The organism is Streptococcus sp. SN3, assembly GCF_030439905.1.
Map to the genome: position 1 here is coordinate 547,550 of NZ_JAQFJF010000002.1, position 18,050 is coordinate 565,599.

The window sequence follows — 18,050 nt, forward strand, 5'->3', positions numbered from 1 at the left end:
CTATTTTTCATACGCTTGAAAAATTTTCAAAATCACCACAATCAAGATAACTCCCACAAAAGGCAGGATTTCCTTAGGGATAAAATTGGCTTGCAAATGGAGATAAAATAAGCCAACCACCACCAAAATAGCCAATATCCATTTACACAAATAAGTCCATTTCATGATTCATCCTCCTCAAAGAGAAACACTTCTTCAATCCTTAAATCGAAAAAGGATGCAATTTTATGAGCCAAAAGCAGTGAGGCATTGTAGCGGCCCTTTTCCAAAGAAATAATCGTTTGTCTCGTGACCTCTAGCTTCTCAGCCAGCTCCTCCTGGCTGAGCTTTTTTCTTTTTCGTAATTCTTGAATTCGATTTTCCAAGGCCGCCTCCTTTTGTTATGTAAAATAAACTTTACTTTTCAAACATAGTATAGCTCCCTTTACATCTTTTGTCAAGAAGAAAGCGGCAAAAAAAGGACTGAAACTTTAAACATTTCAGTCCTTTTATCATCTTGATTGATTTCCTTTGTTATTTGCCTTTTAAAGCCACAGTCAACTCGACACAGGCTCCTCCTTGGTCTGGATTGAGCAGAGTCAGACGACCACCATGCAAGAGAGCTACCTGCTTAGAAAAGGCTAAGCCGATACCATGATGGAGATTAGCTGAATTTCGGCTTTGGTCACTCTGATAAAAGAGCTGTTCCGCTACCAGCAGCATCTCCTCTGAAAATGCAGGGCCATTGTTCCAGATAGCAAAAACTAACTGGTCCTGCTGCACTGATACCGTTAGCTTGACTTCCTTTTGATTCTGGTCTGCATGTTCAAGCGCATTTAGTAAGATATTCAGTAAAGCTCGCTTGAGATAGTCCAAATGGATCAACAAAATCAGACTAAGCTCACAATCTTCTTGGAGGTAGAAACGATAGCTTTCCTGTTTGCTGAACAGTGCCCAGTCGTCCTGTAGAGAAGCCAAAAAGCTCCCTAAGGAAAGTCGACTGAACTGATTAGAATCAATCTGAAAGGTCTTAGCATAATCAATCAAAGAGCCACAATACTCTTCCATTTTGTGACTAGCCTGCAAAATCTCAGTAGCATAGTCTGCCTGTGGCTGACCCAACTGCGCCAATTCCAAGAGCTCAGCATTCCCCTTAATCACAGTTAGGGGCGTCTTCAAATCGTGCGATGTCGCTGATAGCTGTAAAATCAACTCCTGATTATGCTGCAGCTCTCTTTCTAAAAGACGAGCATTTTCTTGGTGGCTGCTCCGTAAATCGCTGTAGACTTCTAGCATTTCCTCAATCCGAAAAAGCTGACTTTGATTTTCTTCTAAAAGCTTCTCGCTCTTTAGCATTTTTATTTCCCTATCGATTTTTCGGAGCAATTTCAAAATATGATAAAAAGTAATCAGCAGCAAGCTCCCTGCCCAAAAGAACAAGGTGAAAAGAACGTGATTACTTCCTTGCGTAAATTCATAGCCTATAAGCACAAAAATCAAAACATGGAAAAAGACGATTTTTAAACTGGTTGTCCAGACTAGGCTTTTGAAATTTCGGGTTCTAATTGCCATCTATAGCCTACTCCTCTCACTGTTGCGATTGCTTGTAGTCCTTTTTGTTTGCATTTTTGACGAATCTGATATACGTATTCTGAGATGGAGCGAAGCTGTGTTTCTGAGCTTTCTGAGTAAAGCAAGGTATGCAGGCGTTCAGCTGAAAAGGTCTGCTTGGGATTGCTAGCAAGTAAATGCAGCAACTTAAACTCTCGCTCTGAAAATTTCAAGACTTTACCAGAACAGGCAACTTCATAGCGCTCTGGATAAAATTGACAAGAAGCAATTTCAGAATAGCGCTCCTCACGTCTTTCCTCCCGCCGAAGATGAGCTCTGACACGCGCCAGCAATTCTTTGGTCCCAAAAGGTTTGACAATATAGTCATCTGCTCCTCGAAAGAGCCCTTCCACTTTGTCCGCCTCCAACTCCTTGGCCGTCAAAAAGATGATGGGACACGAAAGATGAGGACGAATGTAGGAACACAACTCAAAACCATTAACAGGCTCCATCATCACATCCAGCAGAATCAAGTCATATCCGACAAAATGCGTCAGCTCTAGCTCTTCTATCCGATCAAGCGTCGTCACATCATAAGCATCAAGCTCTAGGACGTTTTTCACCAGCTTCAAAATGCTCCGGTCGTCATCAACCACCAAAATACGATACTGTCTCATAATTTCCATTATAGCATACCTCTAGCGAACATCTCGTTTCAAGATTAAGAATATAGCAGAGCTCCAAACCAAAGCTAGCCAGAGCAGCTGTATCCCCAGCCCTGATAGATCTATTGAATGCTGAAGCCCTTCATACTCAAAAAGATTTAGTGTAGCCAGATCGGGCAGGTATTTTGCTTCCTTGATGAAAGTTGCCAACAAACGACTGAGACCAATCAAGAGAGGAAAGAGCACCGACACAGGCACAACCCAAGATTGAAAGAGCAAAGCTAGGCCGGCAGTTAAAAAAGCCAGAAAAAGATTGCTGAGAAGACCAAAAGAGCTGTAATAAAGGAATTTCCCCAGTAAGGACCAGCTAAAGTCTAGGTCAAATCGAGCCAGCATAACAAAGAAACAGATACTTATAATGACACTATAGAGAACCAAGAGCAGCAAGAACAGAAAAAGGATTTTCCCAGCCAACCAAGTCTTTCTATTTGATACGGTTAGAAAATTCGTTCGCATCCCAGACTTGACAAACTCCTGAGCAAAATAGAGGGAAGTAAAGATGACGATGACAGGCTGCGCCAGATAGAGGGCATGCAAAGCCTCGCTCAGAGCCTTCGTCTGGCCAACTGCTGTCTAACTGTAGTCAAGATTCATCAGAAAAAATGGAACGACTCCCTGAGCCACCAAGGCGGCACCAAGAGCGAGATAGTAAGAACGGAACTTAATCCATTCACTTCTAAGCAGAGCTTTTATCATCAGTATCGCCCTCCTAAATCCGTCTTCAAAAAGCGCAGAGAGGTCATGCCGCCGATGACTAGTAACCATGCACCAAGTATCAACAACCCTTGGAAGGGATTGTTGGCATATTGGGAAGTTGGCGTTGCCGCAAACAATTCTCCAGCTGGCTGTGGCAGATAAGCTCCCCAACTCGTGTGAGCAGCTAGGTAGTTTCCTAAATTATAGATTTGGGGTACGAGAAAAAGCAGAGGAACTAGCATGGTCCGAGCCAATAAACCTAACAAAAATGAAAGGATTCCTAATAAGGTTAGAGATAAGGTTTTCCACAAAATCAAACTCCAAGCTGTCTGATTGAGCAGAATTGGATTAAGCCCTTCCTTTCCTAAAGCCAGATGCATGACCATATAACTAAAGTAGATTGATAAAAAGCTACTGGCAAGAGAAAAGCAAGCAAAGGTCATGAGTTTCCCCACAAGCAACTTCAGGCGGTTATTACAGGTCAAGAGACTGGTTCTCAAGCTATGAGACTGAAATTCCATAGCTCCCAAAATTCCAGCTAAGATGACCAAAACCATGCCTGCCATAGAAGCCCCATTGAGGCCTAGATATTCCAGCGGGTCAATGGCTTCTGCCAGGCCGGGAACCGTCTCAGGTGTGGCATCCAAGCCGACAGATAAATACTGCCGACCCTCCAGCCAAGATACGATAGGCACCAATAGCAGCATGAAGGCCATACTCACTTTGAAAGCCTTGGTTGAGCAAATTTTCAACCATTCTGAATGCAATAAGGACATCGTTTCTTTCATCTTAAACCTCCTCTGTCAAATCAAAGAAGAGATCTTCTAGACTGTCTGAATCTTGCAGCACCTCTTCCAATTGTCCCTGCTCAATAATTCGCCCATGATGAATCAAGACTACATCATCTGTCACCATTTGCACCTCTGATAGGATATGAGAAGATAGAAGTACCGTTTTCCCTAAATCAGCCTGCTGACGGATGAACTTTCTAAACCACTTAATCCCACTTGGATCTAGTCCATTAGTCGGCTCATCTAATATAAGAAACTGAGGATCACCCAGCAAAGCTGCTGCCAAACCCAAGCGTTGACCTTCCCCCAGAGACAGGCTTGACAAGAGGTCCTTCCTCTTATGAGCGATTCCAGTCATCTCTAAAACCTCATTGATCCGAGACTTGGGAATAGCATTACTCTCCGCAATAATCCTCAAGTGGTCATAGACCTTTCGATTTGGCAGACCGCCAATGCCATCAAAGGCTGCACCTACCGTTCTGAGCGGATAAGTCATTGACTGATAAGTTTGCCCATCAAAAGTCGCAGTCCCAGACGTCGCCCGATCTAATCCCAAGAGAATCCTCAAGGTCGAACTTTTCCCTGCACCATTTGGACCCAAAAAAGCTGTAATCCGCCCGCTTCTAGCTGTAAAAGAAATATCTTCTAAAATCTGCTTGCTCCCATGCTTTTTGCAGACTCCTTCTATTTTCACCATATGTTCCATATTGAACTCCTTTTGATTTTTCTTTAGTATACAGGAGCAAGTTCAGAAAAAGTTCAGACAATAAAGAAACTTGCCTTGCGACAAGTTTCTTTTCTCATTTTTCAACCGCATCCCAGAGCTGGCGGATGCTTTTTTTCTGCACGGGGTCGACAAAGTGTGGAGCGATTTCCACCAGAGATTGCAAGACAAAAGCTCGCTCAGCCACATAAGGATGAGGAACAATCAAATCTGGACTGTATAGCTCCTCCTGCCCTATGTAAAGGATATCCAGATCAATCACACGAGGCCCCCATTTAATCTCCCGCACGCGCCCTAAATCAGCTTCGATGGCCAAGAGTGTCTGCATTAACTCCTCAGGATTGAGCCAAGTCTCAATTTCAACAACTTGATTGAGAAACGGATCCTGCTCAACGCCACCCCAAGGCTCTGTCTCAATACGGCATGATGCCTGCAAAATTCTTATATTTTGCTCTGCCATTTTTTCCAAAGCAGCATCCAGATTGGCAGCTGGGCTGCCTTGATTGCTGCCCAAAGCGATAAAGACTTTCCGCTTTTGACGCACTAGCTTGACTGAGCAGGTCTCTAAAGGCAGCGGAACTGGTGCCCAAGGCTTCTTGACCTCCAAGCTGACCTTCTGCACCAAAGAATGGGTCAGAAAAATCCGATCAATCAGCTTGTAAGCCAGGGTCTCGATCAAATCTTCCTTGCTTTCCTGACACCAGTGGGTCAAATCATGAGCCAATTCTCCATAGTGGATAGAAGCTGTCAGGTCGCCTGTTTTAGCAGCCCGAGTCATATCATAGTCCAAAATCAGATCCAGCACAAAACGCTGGCCCAATTCCTTCTCTGCTCCAAACAGACCGTGATAGGCATACACTTCCAAATCCTTAATGCGTAGCTGATCCATTCTCTTATCCTTTCTGATTCAAGTTTCTGCATTTCATCCTTGATAAAACTATCTAGCCTTTCCCGACATGCTCCACCACTGATAAAATCAATGTCCCATCAGTTTGTAAGCTTCATTTTTCAGTTCCTTGTCCGTCGCTAAAACGCCGCGCGCTGCTGTAGTAACCGTTGCAGTGCCAGGCTTTCTGACTCCGCGCATATTCATACACATATGCTCAGCTTCCACCCAGACCAAGGCTCCTTGAGCACCCAGATAGTCCATCAAGGCTTCAGCAATCTCTACGGTCAATCGCTCTTGAATCTGCGGTTTCTTGGCATAAACCTCAACCGTTCGGGCCAGCTTGGACAGGCCTGCTACTCGACCATTAGGCACATAGGCGATGTGAACCTTCCCGTAAAATGGCAGGAAGTGGTGCTCACACATGGAATGAAAGAAAATATCCTTCTCCACTACCATATTATTGTCAATGATCTCAAAAGACTTAGCCAGATGTTCCTCAGCAGTCTCACCCAGCCCAGCAAAGATTTCCTGGTACATTTTAGCAATGCGCTGTGGCGTCTCCTGCAAGCCTTCGCGGTTTCCATCTTCTCCAACCGCCTCAATAATCTGGGCAACAGCTGCTTCAATTTTCTTCGTGTCCATATATACTCCTATGTTCGTTTTTATTTTTTGATAATTGACTTGACTGAGAAGGACGCTCAGCAAAGTCTAACTTGCGATTCTCAAGGATTGATTTTCTAACCTGAGCCAGAAAATAAAGAGAACCCGTAATCAGCAAAAGCTCATCTGACTCATGCTCTACTGCTAAATAATCGGCCAAATAATCCGGCCATTCTTTGTAAGAGAGACCTTGCTGCTCAGCTAGGGCTTGCATGCTCTCTTTAGAAAAACTCCGCGGATCATCAAAGGCTGTCAAGCTTATAGCTGCTTTGGGAATCTTTTGCAGCAGCTCCACCATATCATCCAAGGCCTTAGTTTGGATACAAGTAAATAAAATGTGCTTCTTATAAGTCGGATAATGCTGGTCTAATGTCGCTGCCAACGACCGCAGGGCATGAGGATTATGGGCTCCATCCAAAAGGATGAGCGGCTGATCCGATATTCTTTCCAAACGCCCTGGCCATATAGCAGCAAGCAAAGCCCTCTCAACCTCTGCTTTTGTCAATAAGGGCAGCGACTGCAGCTGGCAGTATAGGTCACACAAGTGCAGAGCTAGGCCAGCATTGTCCGCCTGATGCAGTCCCATCAGAGCTGTTTGATACGAGTCTTTGGCCCGATAGGCATTCGAAAAGGAAAAGCGCTCCCCTTTCTCTGACTCTTGATGTTCCACTTGATAAGCTCGAAACCAAGAAAAGAGCGGAGCATCTTTTTCAGCAGCCTTTTGCTCGACTACTGCCAGAGCCTCTGGCTCCAACCTACCGGTCACAAGGGGAACTCCAGGCTTGATAATGCCAGCTTTCTGCTTGGCAATAGCCTCTAGACTGTCACCCAGCAAGGCCACATGATCCAGACCTACTGTCGTGATTGCAGTCAGCAAGGGCTGGCAGACATTGGTACTGTCCAAAAGCCCACCCATGCCGACCTCGACAATAGCCACATCCACCTGCTGCTGAGCAAAATAATCATAAGCCAGAGCAGTCACAATCTCAAACTCAGTCACCCCCTGCAAGCTAGAGTCTGCCGCATACTGGGCCAAAAGCTCTTGGTAAAGAGACAGTAATCGCTGAAGATCTTGGTCGGAAATCGCATTGCCATTAATGGCAATCTGCTCATTGTAGCTGACTAGGTAGGGAGAGGTGAAAGTGCCAACACGCAGGGCTCGCACCTCCAAAAGTTGGCGCAGATGGGCAATGGTTGAACCCTTGCCATTCGTCCCGGCGATATGAATGACTGGCAGCTGCAAATGCGGATTGCCCCGCAACTCCAGCAAACGCTCCATCCGCTCCAAGCCAAAATTGGGACTGGCTGTCCGATAGGCTTCCAGCCAACTTAAATCAGGTAATTCTTGTTTTTTCATCTTACTTATACTGACCTAGATTGAGATCTTCTGTCTGCTGTGCTAGACGAATAGCATCGCCAACAGCAGCAGCCATCCGATGCTTAGCCACTTCGTGCACTCTGACAACTTCAATGCCTCTGCTGGCCGCAAGGCTAGTCAGATGAGCTGAAGCTGTATCACGGTTTTCGAAGCCTTCCTGAGTCTCAGGATTGACCTCAAAGCCACTTTCTTCTAAGATACTAACGAGAAACCGCTTACGAGAAACCCCAAGAAAAATAGGAAAACTAGCCTGATGGAGACTATCCAGCTCCTGCAAAATGAGAAGATTCTCCCGCTTGGTCAAACCGAAACCAATCCCTGGATCCAGCATGATATTATCACGCGAAAGGCCAGCATTTTCGGCCACCTTCAAAGATTTCTCAAAACACTTCCACATCAGTTCTGCAATCGGCAGCTCTGCAAAAAGAGATAACTCTTCCTTAGTAAAAGCAGGGCTAAAGCCAAATTCTGGGAAAATCCTTGAGCTGGCATGTTGAGGACGAGCCATCACTGGATTAAACATGACAATGACTGGCGCGCCATATTCCGCAGCTGTCTCTGCCATCTTTTCATCGCCCAAGAGACCCGTAATATCGTTGATGATATCTGCACCCGCAGCCAATGCCGCTGCAGCCACTTCTGACTTCCAAGTGTCTACAGAAATCACAATATCACTTTCCCGACGAATAGCTTCAATGACTGGCACCACTCGCTCTATCTCTTCTTGAATAGCTACAAAATAACTGCCTGGCCGAGTAGATTCACCACCAATATCCAGCATGTGAGCTCCCTCGGCAATCAGCTTTCTAGCTTGAGCCAATGCCGTCTCAACCGTGTTGTAGCGCCCACCATCTGAAAAGGAATCCGGCGTCGCATTGATAATGCCACAGAGGCCCGTTCGGCCATTTGGAGCAATTGCTTTTAGATTCACCATTTGACTTTCATCTCATTTCTATCGACTGCCCTACTCTTCAACAAAAAAGGCACACTCATCTAGTGTACCGCAAAGCTCTCAGCAGATGCAGCATCCAGTCCTATGAACTGCACTTGACTTCACAAGAAGACCTTATCTAGTCCCTTGTTTCATTTACCATTTTACCATAATTCTTCTATTTGACAAAACACTTTCTAAAAGCAAAAGGGTAAAAGGCTGAGAATAATCATATTTCGGAGAATATGGGCCAGCATAGACAGCTCCAAACGCTGAAAATAAGGCCTGAGGAGATGGGCAAAAGCTACCCCCAAAACCAGATAAGACAGAAAACACAGAGTTTCCTGAGGATTTTTCGCAAGGGAAAAGCAGAGCAGACCTAGTGCAATCCCCCAGCTCTTCCGATAGCGAAGAGAGGAGTCACTGTCAATAAATTTCGGTGCTGCAGGGGATAAAACGGCGATGTCAATCCCCAGAAGCAAAAGAGAAGATGACAGAAAACTCTCCGTCAGCATCTGCTCCACCGCCTGTCCTGACTGCGCCTCCTTGCCACACAGCAGAAGAATCCCCGCAGCATTGACCAAAATCATCAAAAAATACAAGAAAAGCAAGTGTCGATAATTGCTTGACTGACGCAAGGAACCTTTGATTTCCTGAAGTTCTCTGGAAAAATAAAAGGCGCAACAAAAAAGCAACCCCAGCAAGCCCACCATAAAAAGCAGATTAGCCTGACTAAAGACCAAGCGATGAGGCATTGGATGAAGCATGAGCAGTAGTCCCGTCTGAGTCAACATAGCCAGCAATAACAATTGGATGATTTTTTCTAATTTCAGCATATTCTCTCCATTCTTCTCTTATCATTATAGAAGAAGTAAGAGCAAGCTGGGAGAAATCCCCTCAAATGTCCTAATTTGTGCCTCAAATGACAAAAAAGCAGATATTCTCTGCTTTCCTACTTGTTCACCAAACCTGTCAGTATCATGATGAGTACTGCAACTCCATTTCTCAACATGTGTGCCAAAATAGACATTTCCAAACGCTTAAATATATAAGCAACCGCAGCTAAAACAGCACCCATACCTGCATATATAACAAAACTGCCGATATTGGTCGGGCCATGAAAAAGACCGAAAAGAATGACTCCTACAACCAATCCCCAAACATAATGCTTGGTAAAAATCTTCTGAGGAATCAAGCCACGAAAGACCACCTCTTCCAAAATAGGAGCCTGAATCACGGCACCTACCACTAATAAAATCTTGGGTACATGCTGAAATAAAGCATTCAAGGCATCCTGATTAGCAGTAGAAATGGCCTGACCTTCCAGCAGCATGATAATTGCTCCCAGCATGTTGACACCAATCATGACAACATTAGAAACAACTAACCAGCCAAACGAAGACCATTTAAAAAAGCTAAAGTCAAGGTTCAGCAGTTCTTCTTGCTTAGCCATTCTCAGAACAAAAAAGACAATCAAAAGATATACAACCAGCACAAAGATAGTCTGTCCAGCTGAAAAACTCTTCTCAGAAGATGTCATTTGCCGGATAAATATAAATGGTATCTGGCTGAGAAATAAGACAAACAAAGTCAGTAGAATGTACTCTAATTTTTTTAGAATTGCTTTCATGTCTTCCTCCTTTTCCTTCCTAGTATAGCTCAATTTTCTCTTTTTGTATAGACAATTCTTAACTGCAAGCATTTTGTATATCACTTATTGAAAACTAGTGCTGATAGTGACTATGAGATAGAATCGCTCAATGTTTTCAAGGCCAGCAACCAAGAAAATCCTTTCTTAAAGCATATAAAAAGCCCAGTCAAACTGAGCTTTTGGATTTTTTGTTTTATTGATTTTTGAAACGTTCAACATCACGGGCAATGACCAACTCTTCGTCAGTCGGGATAACCAAGACTTTGACCTTGGCATCAGGACTGGAAATCACGCCTTCTGCACCACGAACATTCTTTTCTGGGTCTACGTTACAGCCAAACCAAGAAATACCATTAATAACCAGTTCACGAATGGTCACAGAATTTTCACCAATTCCTGCAGTAAAGATGATAGCATCAGCTCCATTCAAAACAGCAAGATACTGACCAATGTATTTTTGAATCCGATCGACAAAAATATCGTTGGCTAATTGAGCCTTGGCATCACCTGCCCGCATCGCTTCATGAATATCACGCATATCACTAGACTTCTCAGAAACTCCTAGCAGGCCTGATTCACGATTCAAAACACGGCTAATATCTTCTGGAGTATTAAAGTCATCTGTGTATTGCATCAGGTAAGGAATGATGGCAGGGTCGATATCCCCTGTACGCGTTCCCATCATGACACCGCCAAGTGGTGTGAATCCCATAGATGTATCTACAGAAACGCCTTTATCAACTGCTGTGATAGAAGCTCCGTTACCGATATGGCAAGTGATAAGCTTGAGTTCTTCAATCGGACGACCCAAAACTTTCGCAGCTTCCTTGGCTACATACTCATGGCTGGTACCGTGAGCTCCGTACTTGCGGACCTTGTTTTCAGTGTAATATTTAGTCGGAATCGGATAGCGATAAGCTTTTTCCGGCATAGTTGTATGGAAAGAGGTGTCAAAGACTACCACGCTGGTAATGTCTGGCAGAATTTCTCTAAAAGCACGGATGCCTGCAGCATTGGCTGGATTATGCAATGGAGCTAGAAGAGACAGCTCCTCTACCTTTTGAATCACATCTTCATCAACGAGGGCTGAATCCTTAAAGTGTTCACCGCCAGCCACAACACGATGGCCCACACCGGTAATTTCATCATAAGATTCGATGATATTAAAGCGTTTCAAATCATCCAGCAAAATTTTTACGGCCTGCGTGTGATCTTCAATATCAAGAACCTGCTTCTCTGACCGACCATCAAACTTCACTGTTGAAATAGAATCCTTGAGACCAATCCGTTCCAGCAAGCCCTTAGCCAAGACCTTTTCTTCCGGCATCAAGTAGAGTTGCCATTTTAAGCTTGAGCTTCCTGCATTAATAGAAATTGTTTTCGACATTTCTTCACCTCTTTAAGCGTTTTCAAAATCATTATATCAAAATTTTGTTTGAATTTCACTATCTTTGTACCAGTTTTGAAAACTTTGACGGAATTTAAACATTTCTTCATGATCCTGCAAATCCCGCAGAGGATAGATAAAAGGCTGAATGTTATTCGCTTCTTGCTTCCTCAAGACAAAAAGGGTTTTGGCATGCTTGCTGCTTGAGAAAATAGACTCTGGCAAGGTTATCATCGCGATGAACTGAGCTTTGGCTAGGAGCCATTTTTTCAGCAGAGGAGCTTGAGCGCTGGTCAAGAGGTCATTCGGCGCCAGAAATATGGCATAGCCTCCCGGTTTAAGATATTTGAGCGACTGTTCCATTAGAAGATGGTGGGCATAAGTGTGCTCATCCGGACTAGCCACTTCATAGCGAGAGGCGATACTGTCATCCGGATAATAACCGACCGGTAAATCACTGATAATGATGTCACTCTCTTTCAGAACCTGAGGCCGAACCGCATCACCCTGAGCAAAGTGAGCCTTAGAGTTCATAACCTCTGCAATGCTGGCAGAAAGGTCAATTAATAAATCATCTAGCTCCAGACCCAGATAGTCTATCTTCTTTTGAGTATGGTTGAGAATAGTCTCAGCCAAATTTCCGGTTCCGCTGCCGATTTCTAATACATCAGCTTCCTCTCCGTGAGCTAGCTGGTCCAGCAGGAAAGTAATCAGAAAACCAATTGTATCAGGAGTGAACTGATGGTTGACCTGCATGGGCTCCGTCTGGGCAGCCTTCATCAGGATAAACTGATAGGCTCTCCGCCACTCTTCCTTGGTCAAATGCAGAGCGCGGATTTTTTCATCGTTGGCCAGAACTTCTTGTAAGTCCGTATCTCCATCTAGGTAAATGCCGTTCTGCTCAATCAGAGCATCGTAAAAATTGGTCGCCAGAGCGTTTTGGATATTCTGGACGTTTTCGAGAATCAGAGTATAAGCTTGTTCTATCTTTTCAAAATTCATGGAATCCTCCGTTCATCCTATCATACCAAAAATAAGGCCCCTTTCCAAGATATATAAAATTACAAAGATTTTACAGTTATATTAGTCCGACTTACCAGCTTTGTCCGAAACCGCTTTCTCCTTTTTCTCAGTTGGTTTCTTGTCTTCCTTAGCTTTCTCTTCCTCCTTCTTAGAAATGGTAAAAGTAAAGGAATAGGAATGCCCGCTGCTGAGCTGACTGCTGATTTCCAGTTCCTTCCCTTTCTTACGGTAGACCGCCTTGCCCTGCTCAAACTCCATCTCACCGCTATCATCCTTGGCTGTAGCTTTTGTCAGAACTGCCATTGCATAGGCTTCCGTCCTTTCCCTGTTGAAAAGCTGCAAACGCTGACTGCTGACTTGACGGTTGAGATAAAACTGCAGGAGCAGGCTAAAGACAGCGGCCATCAATAGCGCATACAGTAAAATCCCAGCCTCAACTTTCTTCTTCCACACGATAGACGAACTCCCTCTCTAAGCCTTTTTCAAAGCGAAAATGAAGATGGACAAGCTTACCGTCCTGACGGACGTCAGCTGCTTCTAAACCATAAATCATGGGCTGGTAGCCGCGACCACTCTTATCTGTTTTACGGAAATCATCGCCCTTGGATTTACCCAAGGCCAAGTCCCTGCCATCTTGTCTGATGTAGATTTTATTGTCTTCTACCTTGTCAAATTGACTTCGCGAAAGCTCCGTCTCCAGTTGGTCGGTAAACAAAAGCCACTCTTGCTGCTGATTGTTTTCCTGCTGATGCAGTTCTGAAGATAAGAGCTGGGTCATGGCCTGAAAGACTAACACACCGCCACTGAGAACCAGCAAGGCTACTAAAGCCTCCAAGAGAGTAAAGGCCTTGACTTTAAGGTTTTTGGACACGAATAACTACCTCCCCTTCGTGATAGACCAGCAGCTGCTTATCTGTCTTAAGCTGACGCACTGCAATTCCATTGATATGAAGCTCTTCTTGTCCTGTTTGCAGGGCCATACGAGCTACCCGAAGCACCTCTTCCTGCTGCAGAAGGATCTGCTGCTCTTTACGAGACTGGCTAATCTGTCCCAGAAGCAGACTGGCAATAGCCGCAAAAACTGCCATGGCTACCAGAGCTTCCAGCAGAATGCTAGCTTGAAGCTGTCGTCTTTTTAAACTTACCATTGCCCATATAAAGCTGGTAAACAACTGTCCTGTCCTCCGTCTGAAAAGTAATTTTGCTGAGTGATGAATTCCCACCAGCCCGGTCAAACTGAATGACCTGCTGCTCATGTTCCTGCAAAGTTTGTGGAAAGTCCAGCTCTTGATAGCCATTGGAAATCTGACGTCCCGAAATCTTGAGAGAAAGCTTCTCATGACCGGCTAAGCTCAGCCTCTGCGTCTCCTGGTAGAGCCGCTCAAATTCTAAAAAGAAGAGTTGCTCTTGAACCTGATTGAAGCCAGCCCTCACCGAGCCAGATAAGCCTAGTAGTAGAAAACTAACGACAAAAAGAGCGAGGAGACTTTCCAGCAGCGTAAAAGCCTTAATTGGCAACCACTTGAGTTTCGCCACTGTGTTTTCCATAGTAAGCCTTATATGAATCCGCCTGCTTCTGGCTGATATTTCCTGCGCTGACTAGCTTGCTTAGGCTAGCCTTTTCATTGGTATTCTTCAGTTCATACAGCTCCGCCTGGCTTTCTACTACCTTGACCACCGCTGCAGTTCCTGTATCTGAAACAGCATCTTTTTGCTTGGTCAGATTAGGCACAAAGAGCAGCAAGAGTACGCTGATAACCAGCAAGACAATCAGCATTTCCACAAGGGTGAATGCTTGAACTTTTAAGGTATTAAGTTTTTTCATTACAAATGAACCTCCATATTCTGATAAATGGGCAAGAGCATTGCCGCATAAAGTAAAACAATCACTAAGGCAACAAAAATAAATACTAGGGGCTGAATGAAATTCATGGCTCGGTTGATACGTAGGAAAAATTCCTCCCATGTCTTTTCAGCATAGACTTCCAGTTCACTCCCCAGCTTGGACTTGACCTCACCATACTCGATCATCAAGGACAATTCTTTCTTAAAGAAAGGATAGCTCGCCACCTTGTCCGCATAGCCTTGACCGCCTTGCAAAGCAGCAGCCATATCTTCTCCTATTTCCTGAAAGAGCTGGGAAGGCTGCTCCTGCATAATCGCAAAAATCTGACTCAGTTCCAAGCCCTGGCCAATCATATTTCCCCATTCACGAGCATAATAAGCGGTCAAGTAAGCCTGTACCAAACGTCCAAAAAAGGGCAGAGCTGCTAGTTTGCTGAAAAAACGAATCTTGGAAGACTTTCGATAGTAAAAGACAGCCAATGAAACCAAGATAGCTAAAACAAGGCTGCTCCATAAAAAGATCTGAGGCAGGTGATTAATCAGCTGAGTAGCTAGATTCTGGCTGTCTAATTGAGGCAGAAGATAGTTGCGCAAGCCCAGCATGATAAGGACCAAAAAGCCCAGCAGCATGAGAGGATAGGTCCCTACCTCTATCAATTTTTTCTTAACCTTGGACAGATTTTCCAGATAGGCCTCAATTTTGCCCAGACTAAGTGTCAGATTACCATGCAGCTCAGATAAGGAAAGCTGGGTTACAACGCTGTCGGAAAATCCCAGTCGACTGACAATCTCTGAAAAGGACTGACCAGCTGACAAGCCTGCCCGCATTTCAGTGACATATACTTCCTCCAGCAAAGCACTTCGTCTCAGAAAGTCTACAATCTCTGCTAAGTGAAAACCGCTGCTAAAGAGATTATGAAAGAGCTCAATAATCTTTTTCTGCTTAGGCGTAGACAATTTTTTCGGTCTGCCTTTGCTCAGCACTGATATGTCCTTCTGCAAAAAGCTGATCAATCTGCTGATTCCAGACTGCGGCTTCGTGCTCTTGATAGTTTTGACTGACAAAATCAACGACACCTCCTCCCCCAATTAAACGCTGGTAACAAACACCTTGCAGCACCATTCTTAGCTCATCCTCGCTAACGCCCAATTCCAAAAGCCGCTCATAGACACCGCGAACACTCTTGGCATGAATCGTTGAAAAGACCGTAGCTCCGGTCAGACTTGCCCGAACCACCGCCCTAGCTGTCTCTCGATCACGGATTTCCCCGATAATCAAGAGATCAGGACGATGTCGCAGAGACAGCTTAATTAGACTGTCATAAGTCATGCCAATGGTTTCGTTCAGCTGCAGCTGCAGCATAGCCTCTTGCTTAATCTCAACCGGATCTTCAATCGACATAACCTGCTGGCCAGAAAATTTGAGCTGAGCCAAATGGTACATCAAGGTCGTCTTGCCACTGCCAACTGGTCCTGAGAAAAGATAGAGTCCCCGAGCCTGAATTTTCTTGCGCAGCTCCGGCAATTGCTCAAACCAAAAGCGCAGCTCCCTGTCTTCGTCATGAAGGAGTCGGATGACCAGACTTTCAAAACCACGGTAATCACCAACTGTTGACAGCCGGATTGAAACCTTGGCTTCCCCACAGTCATAATCGCAAGACCCCAGCTGACTGCGGCGCTTCTCTCCAACATTCATACCTGCGACAAACTTAAAGTGGCTAATAACAGCTGACAGAAGTTCAAAATCATAAGTCTTTATAAAGCGGCGTTCATCACCAATTCTCATATAAAGCTCATAGCAAGTACTCTTAGGAATGAGGTAAATATCCTGCGCTCCTTCTTGCCGAGCCTGCCTAATCATTTCTTTTGCAATTTCTTGAACCATATATCCTCCTCACCTTACTATTCGCAAAAAATCCAGAAAAAGAAAAAACAGCAGAAGAAACTTAACTTCTAACAAGTTAGGTCTCTTCTGCTGCTCTATTATCAGATTTGCAAAATATATTCTTTCGATTTAAAGAGGCTTAGTGGTTTTTAGTTTGACTGAGCAAGCTCGATGCTTTTCAAGGCCGTTCTGCTTAGTATAGCCTGGCCGGTACTTGCTCTTAGGAATCTGGCAGTCATTCTCCAGCAAAAACAGCGAGTGGTACTGCTGAACATTCTCATCGCACTCCTCGCACCAGCGCTGATCCTCCGGATCCCAAAAAATTGTCATTAAATCACTGCGGCTCTTATACAAAGGTGACTGGTCTGCCATTTGCAGCCAGCGGTTTTTATAATACTTAAGGGCTTCATAATAATCATCGAACTGCTTTTTTGCAACGATATCCTCTTCCCAGCCATCCAGGAACCACCACGGTTCATAGTCCCCGTACATCTCAATTACACAATACATACTCGTCCTCTCTTTGTACCGTATATTATATATGAATTCTTTGACGAACAAAACTATTTTGCTCAAAATCAGAAAACAAGAACTTTATTGGAACGGAGACAAGCACATTACTCTTCATAATATGAAGAGTAATCTCACGGATAGTAATCTTAATAACCTTAGGAACAAATATTGTGTTCTTATAAAGACTTTCTATTTTAACGGTCTGTGAAATAAACCTCAATCTTTTTATTCAAAAAAGGTGAGACAAATGTCATTTTGTCCCACCCTATTGTCTGCATGATCTTAAGCAAAATGTTCATCTTGCTCGTTTCTGCATTATAAAGTTTCTAAAGCAATCATCGTTGTCACAGCTGCGTCATAGTAATTATCTGACGGCAAACCTTGCATGAAGAGATATTTATTCTGCTGCACCAATTTGCGGAATTCCATATTGTTGTTAGCCGCGTAGAATACCGGAGCGGTAAAGCTGCCAGCCTGATTACTATTGAGAGCTTTCCCTTTCAGAGTGTAGCCCGCATAGATCTTTTCTTGACTGAGGAAGAAGTTTAACATCTTCTTCAGCATTTTTTGACTTTTTTCATCCTTGCTTTGAGCCAGGTTGTAAGGAAGTCGGCAGGCATTATAAGAATAATAGCCATCATTTGCAGATTCAACCGTATCAGCATCAGCTGCCCGAACTTTGTCGCCTTCAACCCAGATAAAGTCTGGTATCAAACCAGTCTTATTATCAGCGCTAATTGCTTCAAGTTTGCTGAGCATGTTATCCCGGATTGTCAGCCACTGCTTATCCTTTGTCAACTCATAGAAAGCTTGGAACTGCTGCGGTAATGTATCAGAAGTCCGCATGAGATTATAAAATCTCGATTCTGCATTTGCCCAGTTCCCAACCGTCAAAACGCCGTTGCTTTCATTATAGTTATATGCCAAGACATCTTTCAGAATAGCCTGAGCCTGATTTTGGTATTCTTTCGCCTTGTCCGGCCACTGCTTAGCAGCCTGAATCAAAGCATAAGCAATGTAGAGATCGCCGTCTGTAGCATTGTTTTCGTCTTCATGATTGCTCTTTCCGTCCTTAATCGTCTGTTTCCAAGACATGAGCTGGGTATCTTTCAGACGATGAGCTAGATAATATTGGTAGAGCTTTTCAAAATCAGCCGAACTGGCATCGCCTTGCTTAGCTGCATCCACAGCAATCACCATGCCATAACCCTGTGCCTCAGACAGCACAACATCTTCAGTCTTACTGTTTGTCGTCCTGATATAAGACAATTTGTCCTTGGTTACGACATATTCTTTAGACCATTGGCTGTATATCTTCTTTTTGATATTAGGAGTACTGCCCATGCGGGTGTACAACAGGATAGCAGCCAAAACAGCCAGAATTGTCACAAACCAAATAAATCTTAATCTTGTTCTTTTCAC

23 protein-coding genes and 1 pseudogene are annotated in these 18,050 nt (G+C 44.2%); all 24 read right to left on the reverse strand.

The genetic code is table 11. The annotated features are described in order from the left end of the window. Positions 1 to 165 (reverse strand): hypothetical protein, encoded by a 165-nt coding sequence (locus PCY71_RS06625; RefSeq protein WP_002910823.1) that lies wholly within the window; start codon positions 163 to 165, stop codon positions 1 to 3. Further along, positions 162 to 365 (reverse strand): helix-turn-helix domain-containing protein, encoded by a 204-nt coding sequence (locus PCY71_RS06630; protein WP_002910824.1) that lies wholly within the window; start codon positions 363 to 365, stop codon positions 162 to 164. Before PCY71_RS06630 ends, PCY71_RS06625 begins: the two co-directional genes overlap by 4 nt. Positions 366 to 513: 148 nt before the next feature. Beyond that, the gene (locus PCY71_RS06635) at positions 514 to 1,551 is read right to left on the reverse strand and encodes a sensor histidine kinase KdpD (RefSeq protein ID WP_002910826.1); all 1,038 of its coding nucleotides are present in this window, start codon (positions 1,549 to 1,551) and stop codon (positions 514 to 516) included. Then, complete coding sequence (locus PCY71_RS06640) at positions 1,518 to 2,216, reverse strand: response regulator transcription factor (RefSeq protein WP_002901688.1); 699 nt, start codon at positions 2,214 to 2,216, stop codon at positions 1,518 to 1,520. Before PCY71_RS06640 ends, PCY71_RS06635 begins: the two co-directional genes overlap by 34 nt. Before the next feature lie 12 nt (positions 2,217 to 2,228). Then, a pseudogene (locus PCY71_RS06645) lies at positions 2,229 to 2,951 on the reverse strand (lantibiotic ABC transporter permease). Next, complete coding sequence (locus PCY71_RS06650; protein ID WP_002903489.1) at positions 2,951 to 3,739, reverse strand: lantibiotic ABC transporter permease; 789 nt, start codon at positions 3,737 to 3,739, stop codon at positions 2,951 to 2,953. Before PCY71_RS06650 ends, PCY71_RS06645 begins: the two are co-directional and overlap by 1 nt. A 1-nt stretch (position 3,740) precedes the next feature. Beyond that, positions 3,741 to 4,448: an ABC transporter ATP-binding protein gene (locus tag PCY71_RS06655; protein ID WP_048771972.1), complete on the reverse strand. Its 708-nt coding sequence runs from the start codon at positions 4,446 to 4,448 to the stop codon at positions 3,741 to 3,743. 94 nt (positions 4,449 to 4,542) lie between these two features. Further along, positions 4,543 to 5,355 (reverse strand): 2-amino-4-hydroxy-6-hydroxymethyldihydropteridine diphosphokinase, encoded by an 813-nt coding sequence (folK, locus tag PCY71_RS06660; protein ID WP_002910834.1) that lies wholly within the window; start codon positions 5,353 to 5,355, stop codon positions 4,543 to 4,545. 87 nt (positions 5,356 to 5,442) lie between these two features. Next, positions 5,443 to 5,997, reverse strand: a complete 555-nt coding sequence (folE, locus tag PCY71_RS06665; protein WP_002910836.1) for a GTP cyclohydrolase I FolE — start codon at positions 5,995 to 5,997, stop codon at positions 5,443 to 5,445. Then, complete coding sequence (locus PCY71_RS06670) at positions 5,978 to 7,372, reverse strand: folylpolyglutamate synthase/dihydrofolate synthase family protein (RefSeq protein WP_002910838.1); 1,395 nt, start codon at positions 7,370 to 7,372, stop codon at positions 5,978 to 5,980. The genes folE and PCY71_RS06670 overlap by 20 nt, the downstream gene beginning before the upstream one ends. A gap of 1 nt (position 7,373) precedes the next feature. Beyond that, complete coding sequence (folP, locus tag PCY71_RS06675) at positions 7,374 to 8,327, reverse strand: dihydropteroate synthase (RefSeq protein WP_048771967.1); 954 nt, start codon at positions 8,325 to 8,327, stop codon at positions 7,374 to 7,376. A gap of 194 nt (positions 8,328 to 8,521) precedes the next feature. Beyond that, positions 8,522 to 9,160, reverse strand: coding sequence for a hypothetical protein (locus tag PCY71_RS06680; protein WP_048771964.1), 639 nt, complete (start codon positions 9,158 to 9,160; stop codon positions 8,522 to 8,524). 116 nt (positions 9,161 to 9,276) lie between these two features. Next, on the reverse strand, positions 9,277 to 10,026 hold the full coding sequence (locus PCY71_RS06685; protein ID WP_048771960.1) for a CPBP family intramembrane glutamic endopeptidase: 750 nt from the start codon (positions 10,024 to 10,026) through the stop codon (positions 9,277 to 9,279). A gap of 142 nt (positions 10,027 to 10,168) precedes the next feature. After that, positions 10,169 to 11,362: an acetate kinase gene (locus PCY71_RS06690; protein ID WP_048771955.1), complete on the reverse strand. Its 1,194-nt coding sequence runs from the start codon at positions 11,360 to 11,362 to the stop codon at positions 10,169 to 10,171. A gap of 36 nt (positions 11,363 to 11,398) precedes the next feature. Beyond that, entirely contained in the window at positions 11,399 to 12,364 is a 966-nt protein-coding gene (locus PCY71_RS06695) for a class I SAM-dependent methyltransferase (protein WP_048771953.1), read from the reverse strand. 81 nt (positions 12,365 to 12,445) lie between these two features. Then, on the reverse strand, positions 12,446 to 12,838 hold the full coding sequence (gene comGG, locus PCY71_RS06700) for a competence type IV pilus minor pilin ComGG (protein ID WP_048771947.1): 393 nt from the start codon (positions 12,836 to 12,838) through the stop codon (positions 12,446 to 12,448). Further along, on the reverse strand, positions 12,819 to 13,256 hold the full coding sequence (gene comGF, locus PCY71_RS06705; protein WP_002927109.1) for a competence type IV pilus minor pilin ComGF: 438 nt from the start codon (positions 13,254 to 13,256) through the stop codon (positions 12,819 to 12,821). Before comGF ends, comGG begins: the two co-directional genes overlap by 20 nt. Further along, entirely contained in the window at positions 13,240 to 13,533 is a 294-nt protein-coding gene (gene comGE / locus PCY71_RS06710) for a competence type IV pilus minor pilin ComGE (RefSeq protein WP_048771942.1), read from the reverse strand. Before comGE ends, comGF begins: the two co-directional genes overlap by 17 nt. After that, a complete protein-coding gene (comGD, locus tag PCY71_RS06715) occupies positions 13,499 to 13,933 on the reverse strand; it encodes a competence type IV pilus minor pilin ComGD (protein WP_048771939.1) in 435 nt (144 codons plus the stop codon). Before comGD ends, comGE begins: the two co-directional genes overlap by 35 nt. Then, on the reverse strand, positions 13,893 to 14,210 hold the full coding sequence (comGC, locus tag PCY71_RS06720) for a competence type IV pilus major pilin ComGC (RefSeq protein WP_048771936.1): 318 nt from the start codon (positions 14,208 to 14,210) through the stop codon (positions 13,893 to 13,895). Before comGC ends, comGD begins: the two co-directional genes overlap by 41 nt. Next, positions 14,210 to 15,244, reverse strand: coding sequence for a competence type IV pilus assembly protein ComGB (gene comGB / locus PCY71_RS06725; protein ID WP_260469263.1), 1,035 nt, complete (start codon positions 15,242 to 15,244; stop codon positions 14,210 to 14,212). Before comGB ends, comGC begins: the two co-directional genes overlap by 1 nt. Then, positions 15,174 to 16,115: a competence type IV pilus ATPase ComGA gene (comGA, locus tag PCY71_RS06730; RefSeq protein ID WP_011836358.1), complete on the reverse strand. Its 942-nt coding sequence runs from the start codon at positions 16,113 to 16,115 to the stop codon at positions 15,174 to 15,176. Before comGA ends, comGB begins: the two co-directional genes overlap by 71 nt. A 129-nt stretch (positions 16,116 to 16,244) precedes the next feature. Next, positions 16,245 to 16,625: a DUF1033 family protein gene (locus PCY71_RS06735; RefSeq protein WP_011836357.1), complete on the reverse strand. Its 381-nt coding sequence runs from the start codon at positions 16,623 to 16,625 to the stop codon at positions 16,245 to 16,247. Positions 16,626 to 16,943: 318 nt separating this feature from the next. Further along, positions 16,944 to 18,050: a glycosyl hydrolase family 8 gene (locus PCY71_RS06740; RefSeq protein ID WP_048771929.1), complete on the reverse strand. Its 1,107-nt coding sequence runs from the start codon at positions 18,048 to 18,050 to the stop codon at positions 16,944 to 16,946.

What these genes read in the sequence shown, in the direction of transcription:
- PCY71_RS06625 (WP_002910823.1), bottom strand. Translation starts at nt 165, where the DNA reads ATGAAATGGACTTATTTGTGTAAATGGATATTGGCTATTTTGGTGGTG.
- PCY71_RS06635 (WP_002910826.1), bottom strand. Translation starts at nt 1,551, where the DNA reads ATGGCAATTAGAACCCGAAATTTCAAAAGCCTAGTCTGGACAACCAGT.
- PCY71_RS06640 (WP_002901688.1), bottom strand. Translation starts at nt 2,216, where the DNA reads ATGGAAATTATGAGACAGTATCGTATTTTGGTGGTTGATGACGACCGG.
- PCY71_RS06650 (WP_002903489.1), bottom strand. Translation starts at nt 3,739, where the DNA reads ATGAAAGAAACGATGTCCTTATTGCATTCAGAATGGTTGAAAATTTGC.
- PCY71_RS06655 (WP_048771972.1), bottom strand. Translation starts at nt 4,448, where the DNA reads ATGGAACATATGGTGAAAATAGAAGGAGTCTGCAAAAAGCATGGGAGC.
- folK (WP_002910834.1), bottom strand. Translation starts at nt 5,355, where the DNA reads ATGGATCAGCTACGCATTAAGGATTTGGAAGTGTATGCCTATCACGGT.
- folE (WP_002910836.1), bottom strand. Translation starts at nt 5,997, where the DNA reads ATGGACACGAAGAAAATTGAAGCAGCTGTTGCCCAGATTATTGAGGCG.
- PCY71_RS06670 (WP_002910838.1), bottom strand. Translation starts at nt 7,372, where the DNA reads ATGAAAAAACAAGAATTACCTGATTTAAGTTGGCTGGAAGCCTATCGG.
- folP (WP_048771967.1), bottom strand. Translation starts at nt 8,327, where the DNA reads ATGGTGAATCTAAAAGCAATTGCTCCAAATGGCCGAACGGGCCTCTGT.
- PCY71_RS06680 (WP_048771964.1), bottom strand. Translation starts at nt 9,160, where the DNA reads ATGCTGAAATTAGAAAAAATCATCCAATTGTTATTGCTGGCTATGTTG.
- PCY71_RS06685 (WP_048771960.1), bottom strand. Translation starts at nt 10,026, where the DNA reads ATGCTTGCAGTTAAGAATTGTCTATACAAAAAGAGAAAATTGAGCTAT.
- PCY71_RS06690 (WP_048771955.1), bottom strand. Translation starts at nt 11,362, where the DNA reads ATGTCGAAAACAATTTCTATTAATGCAGGAAGCTCAAGCTTAAAATGG.
- PCY71_RS06695 (WP_048771953.1), bottom strand. Translation starts at nt 12,364, where the DNA reads ATGAATTTTGAAAAGATAGAACAAGCTTATACTCTGATTCTCGAAAAC.
- comGE (WP_048771942.1), bottom strand. Translation starts at nt 13,533, where the DNA reads ATGGTAAGTTTAAAAAGACGACAGCTTCAAGCTAGCATTCTGCTGGAA.
- comGD (WP_048771939.1), bottom strand. Translation starts at nt 13,933, where the DNA reads ATGGAAAACACAGTGGCGAAACTCAAGTGGTTGCCAATTAAGGCTTTT.
- comGC (WP_048771936.1), bottom strand. Translation starts at nt 14,210, where the DNA reads ATGAAAAAACTTAATACCTTAAAAGTTCAAGCATTCACCCTTGTGGAA.
- comGA (WP_011836358.1), bottom strand. Translation starts at nt 16,115, where the DNA reads ATGGTTCAAGAAATTGCAAAAGAAATGATTAGGCAGGCTCGGCAAGAA.
- PCY71_RS06735 (WP_011836357.1), bottom strand. Translation starts at nt 16,625, where the DNA reads ATGTATTGTGTAATTGAGATGTACGGGGACTATGAACCGTGGTGGTTC.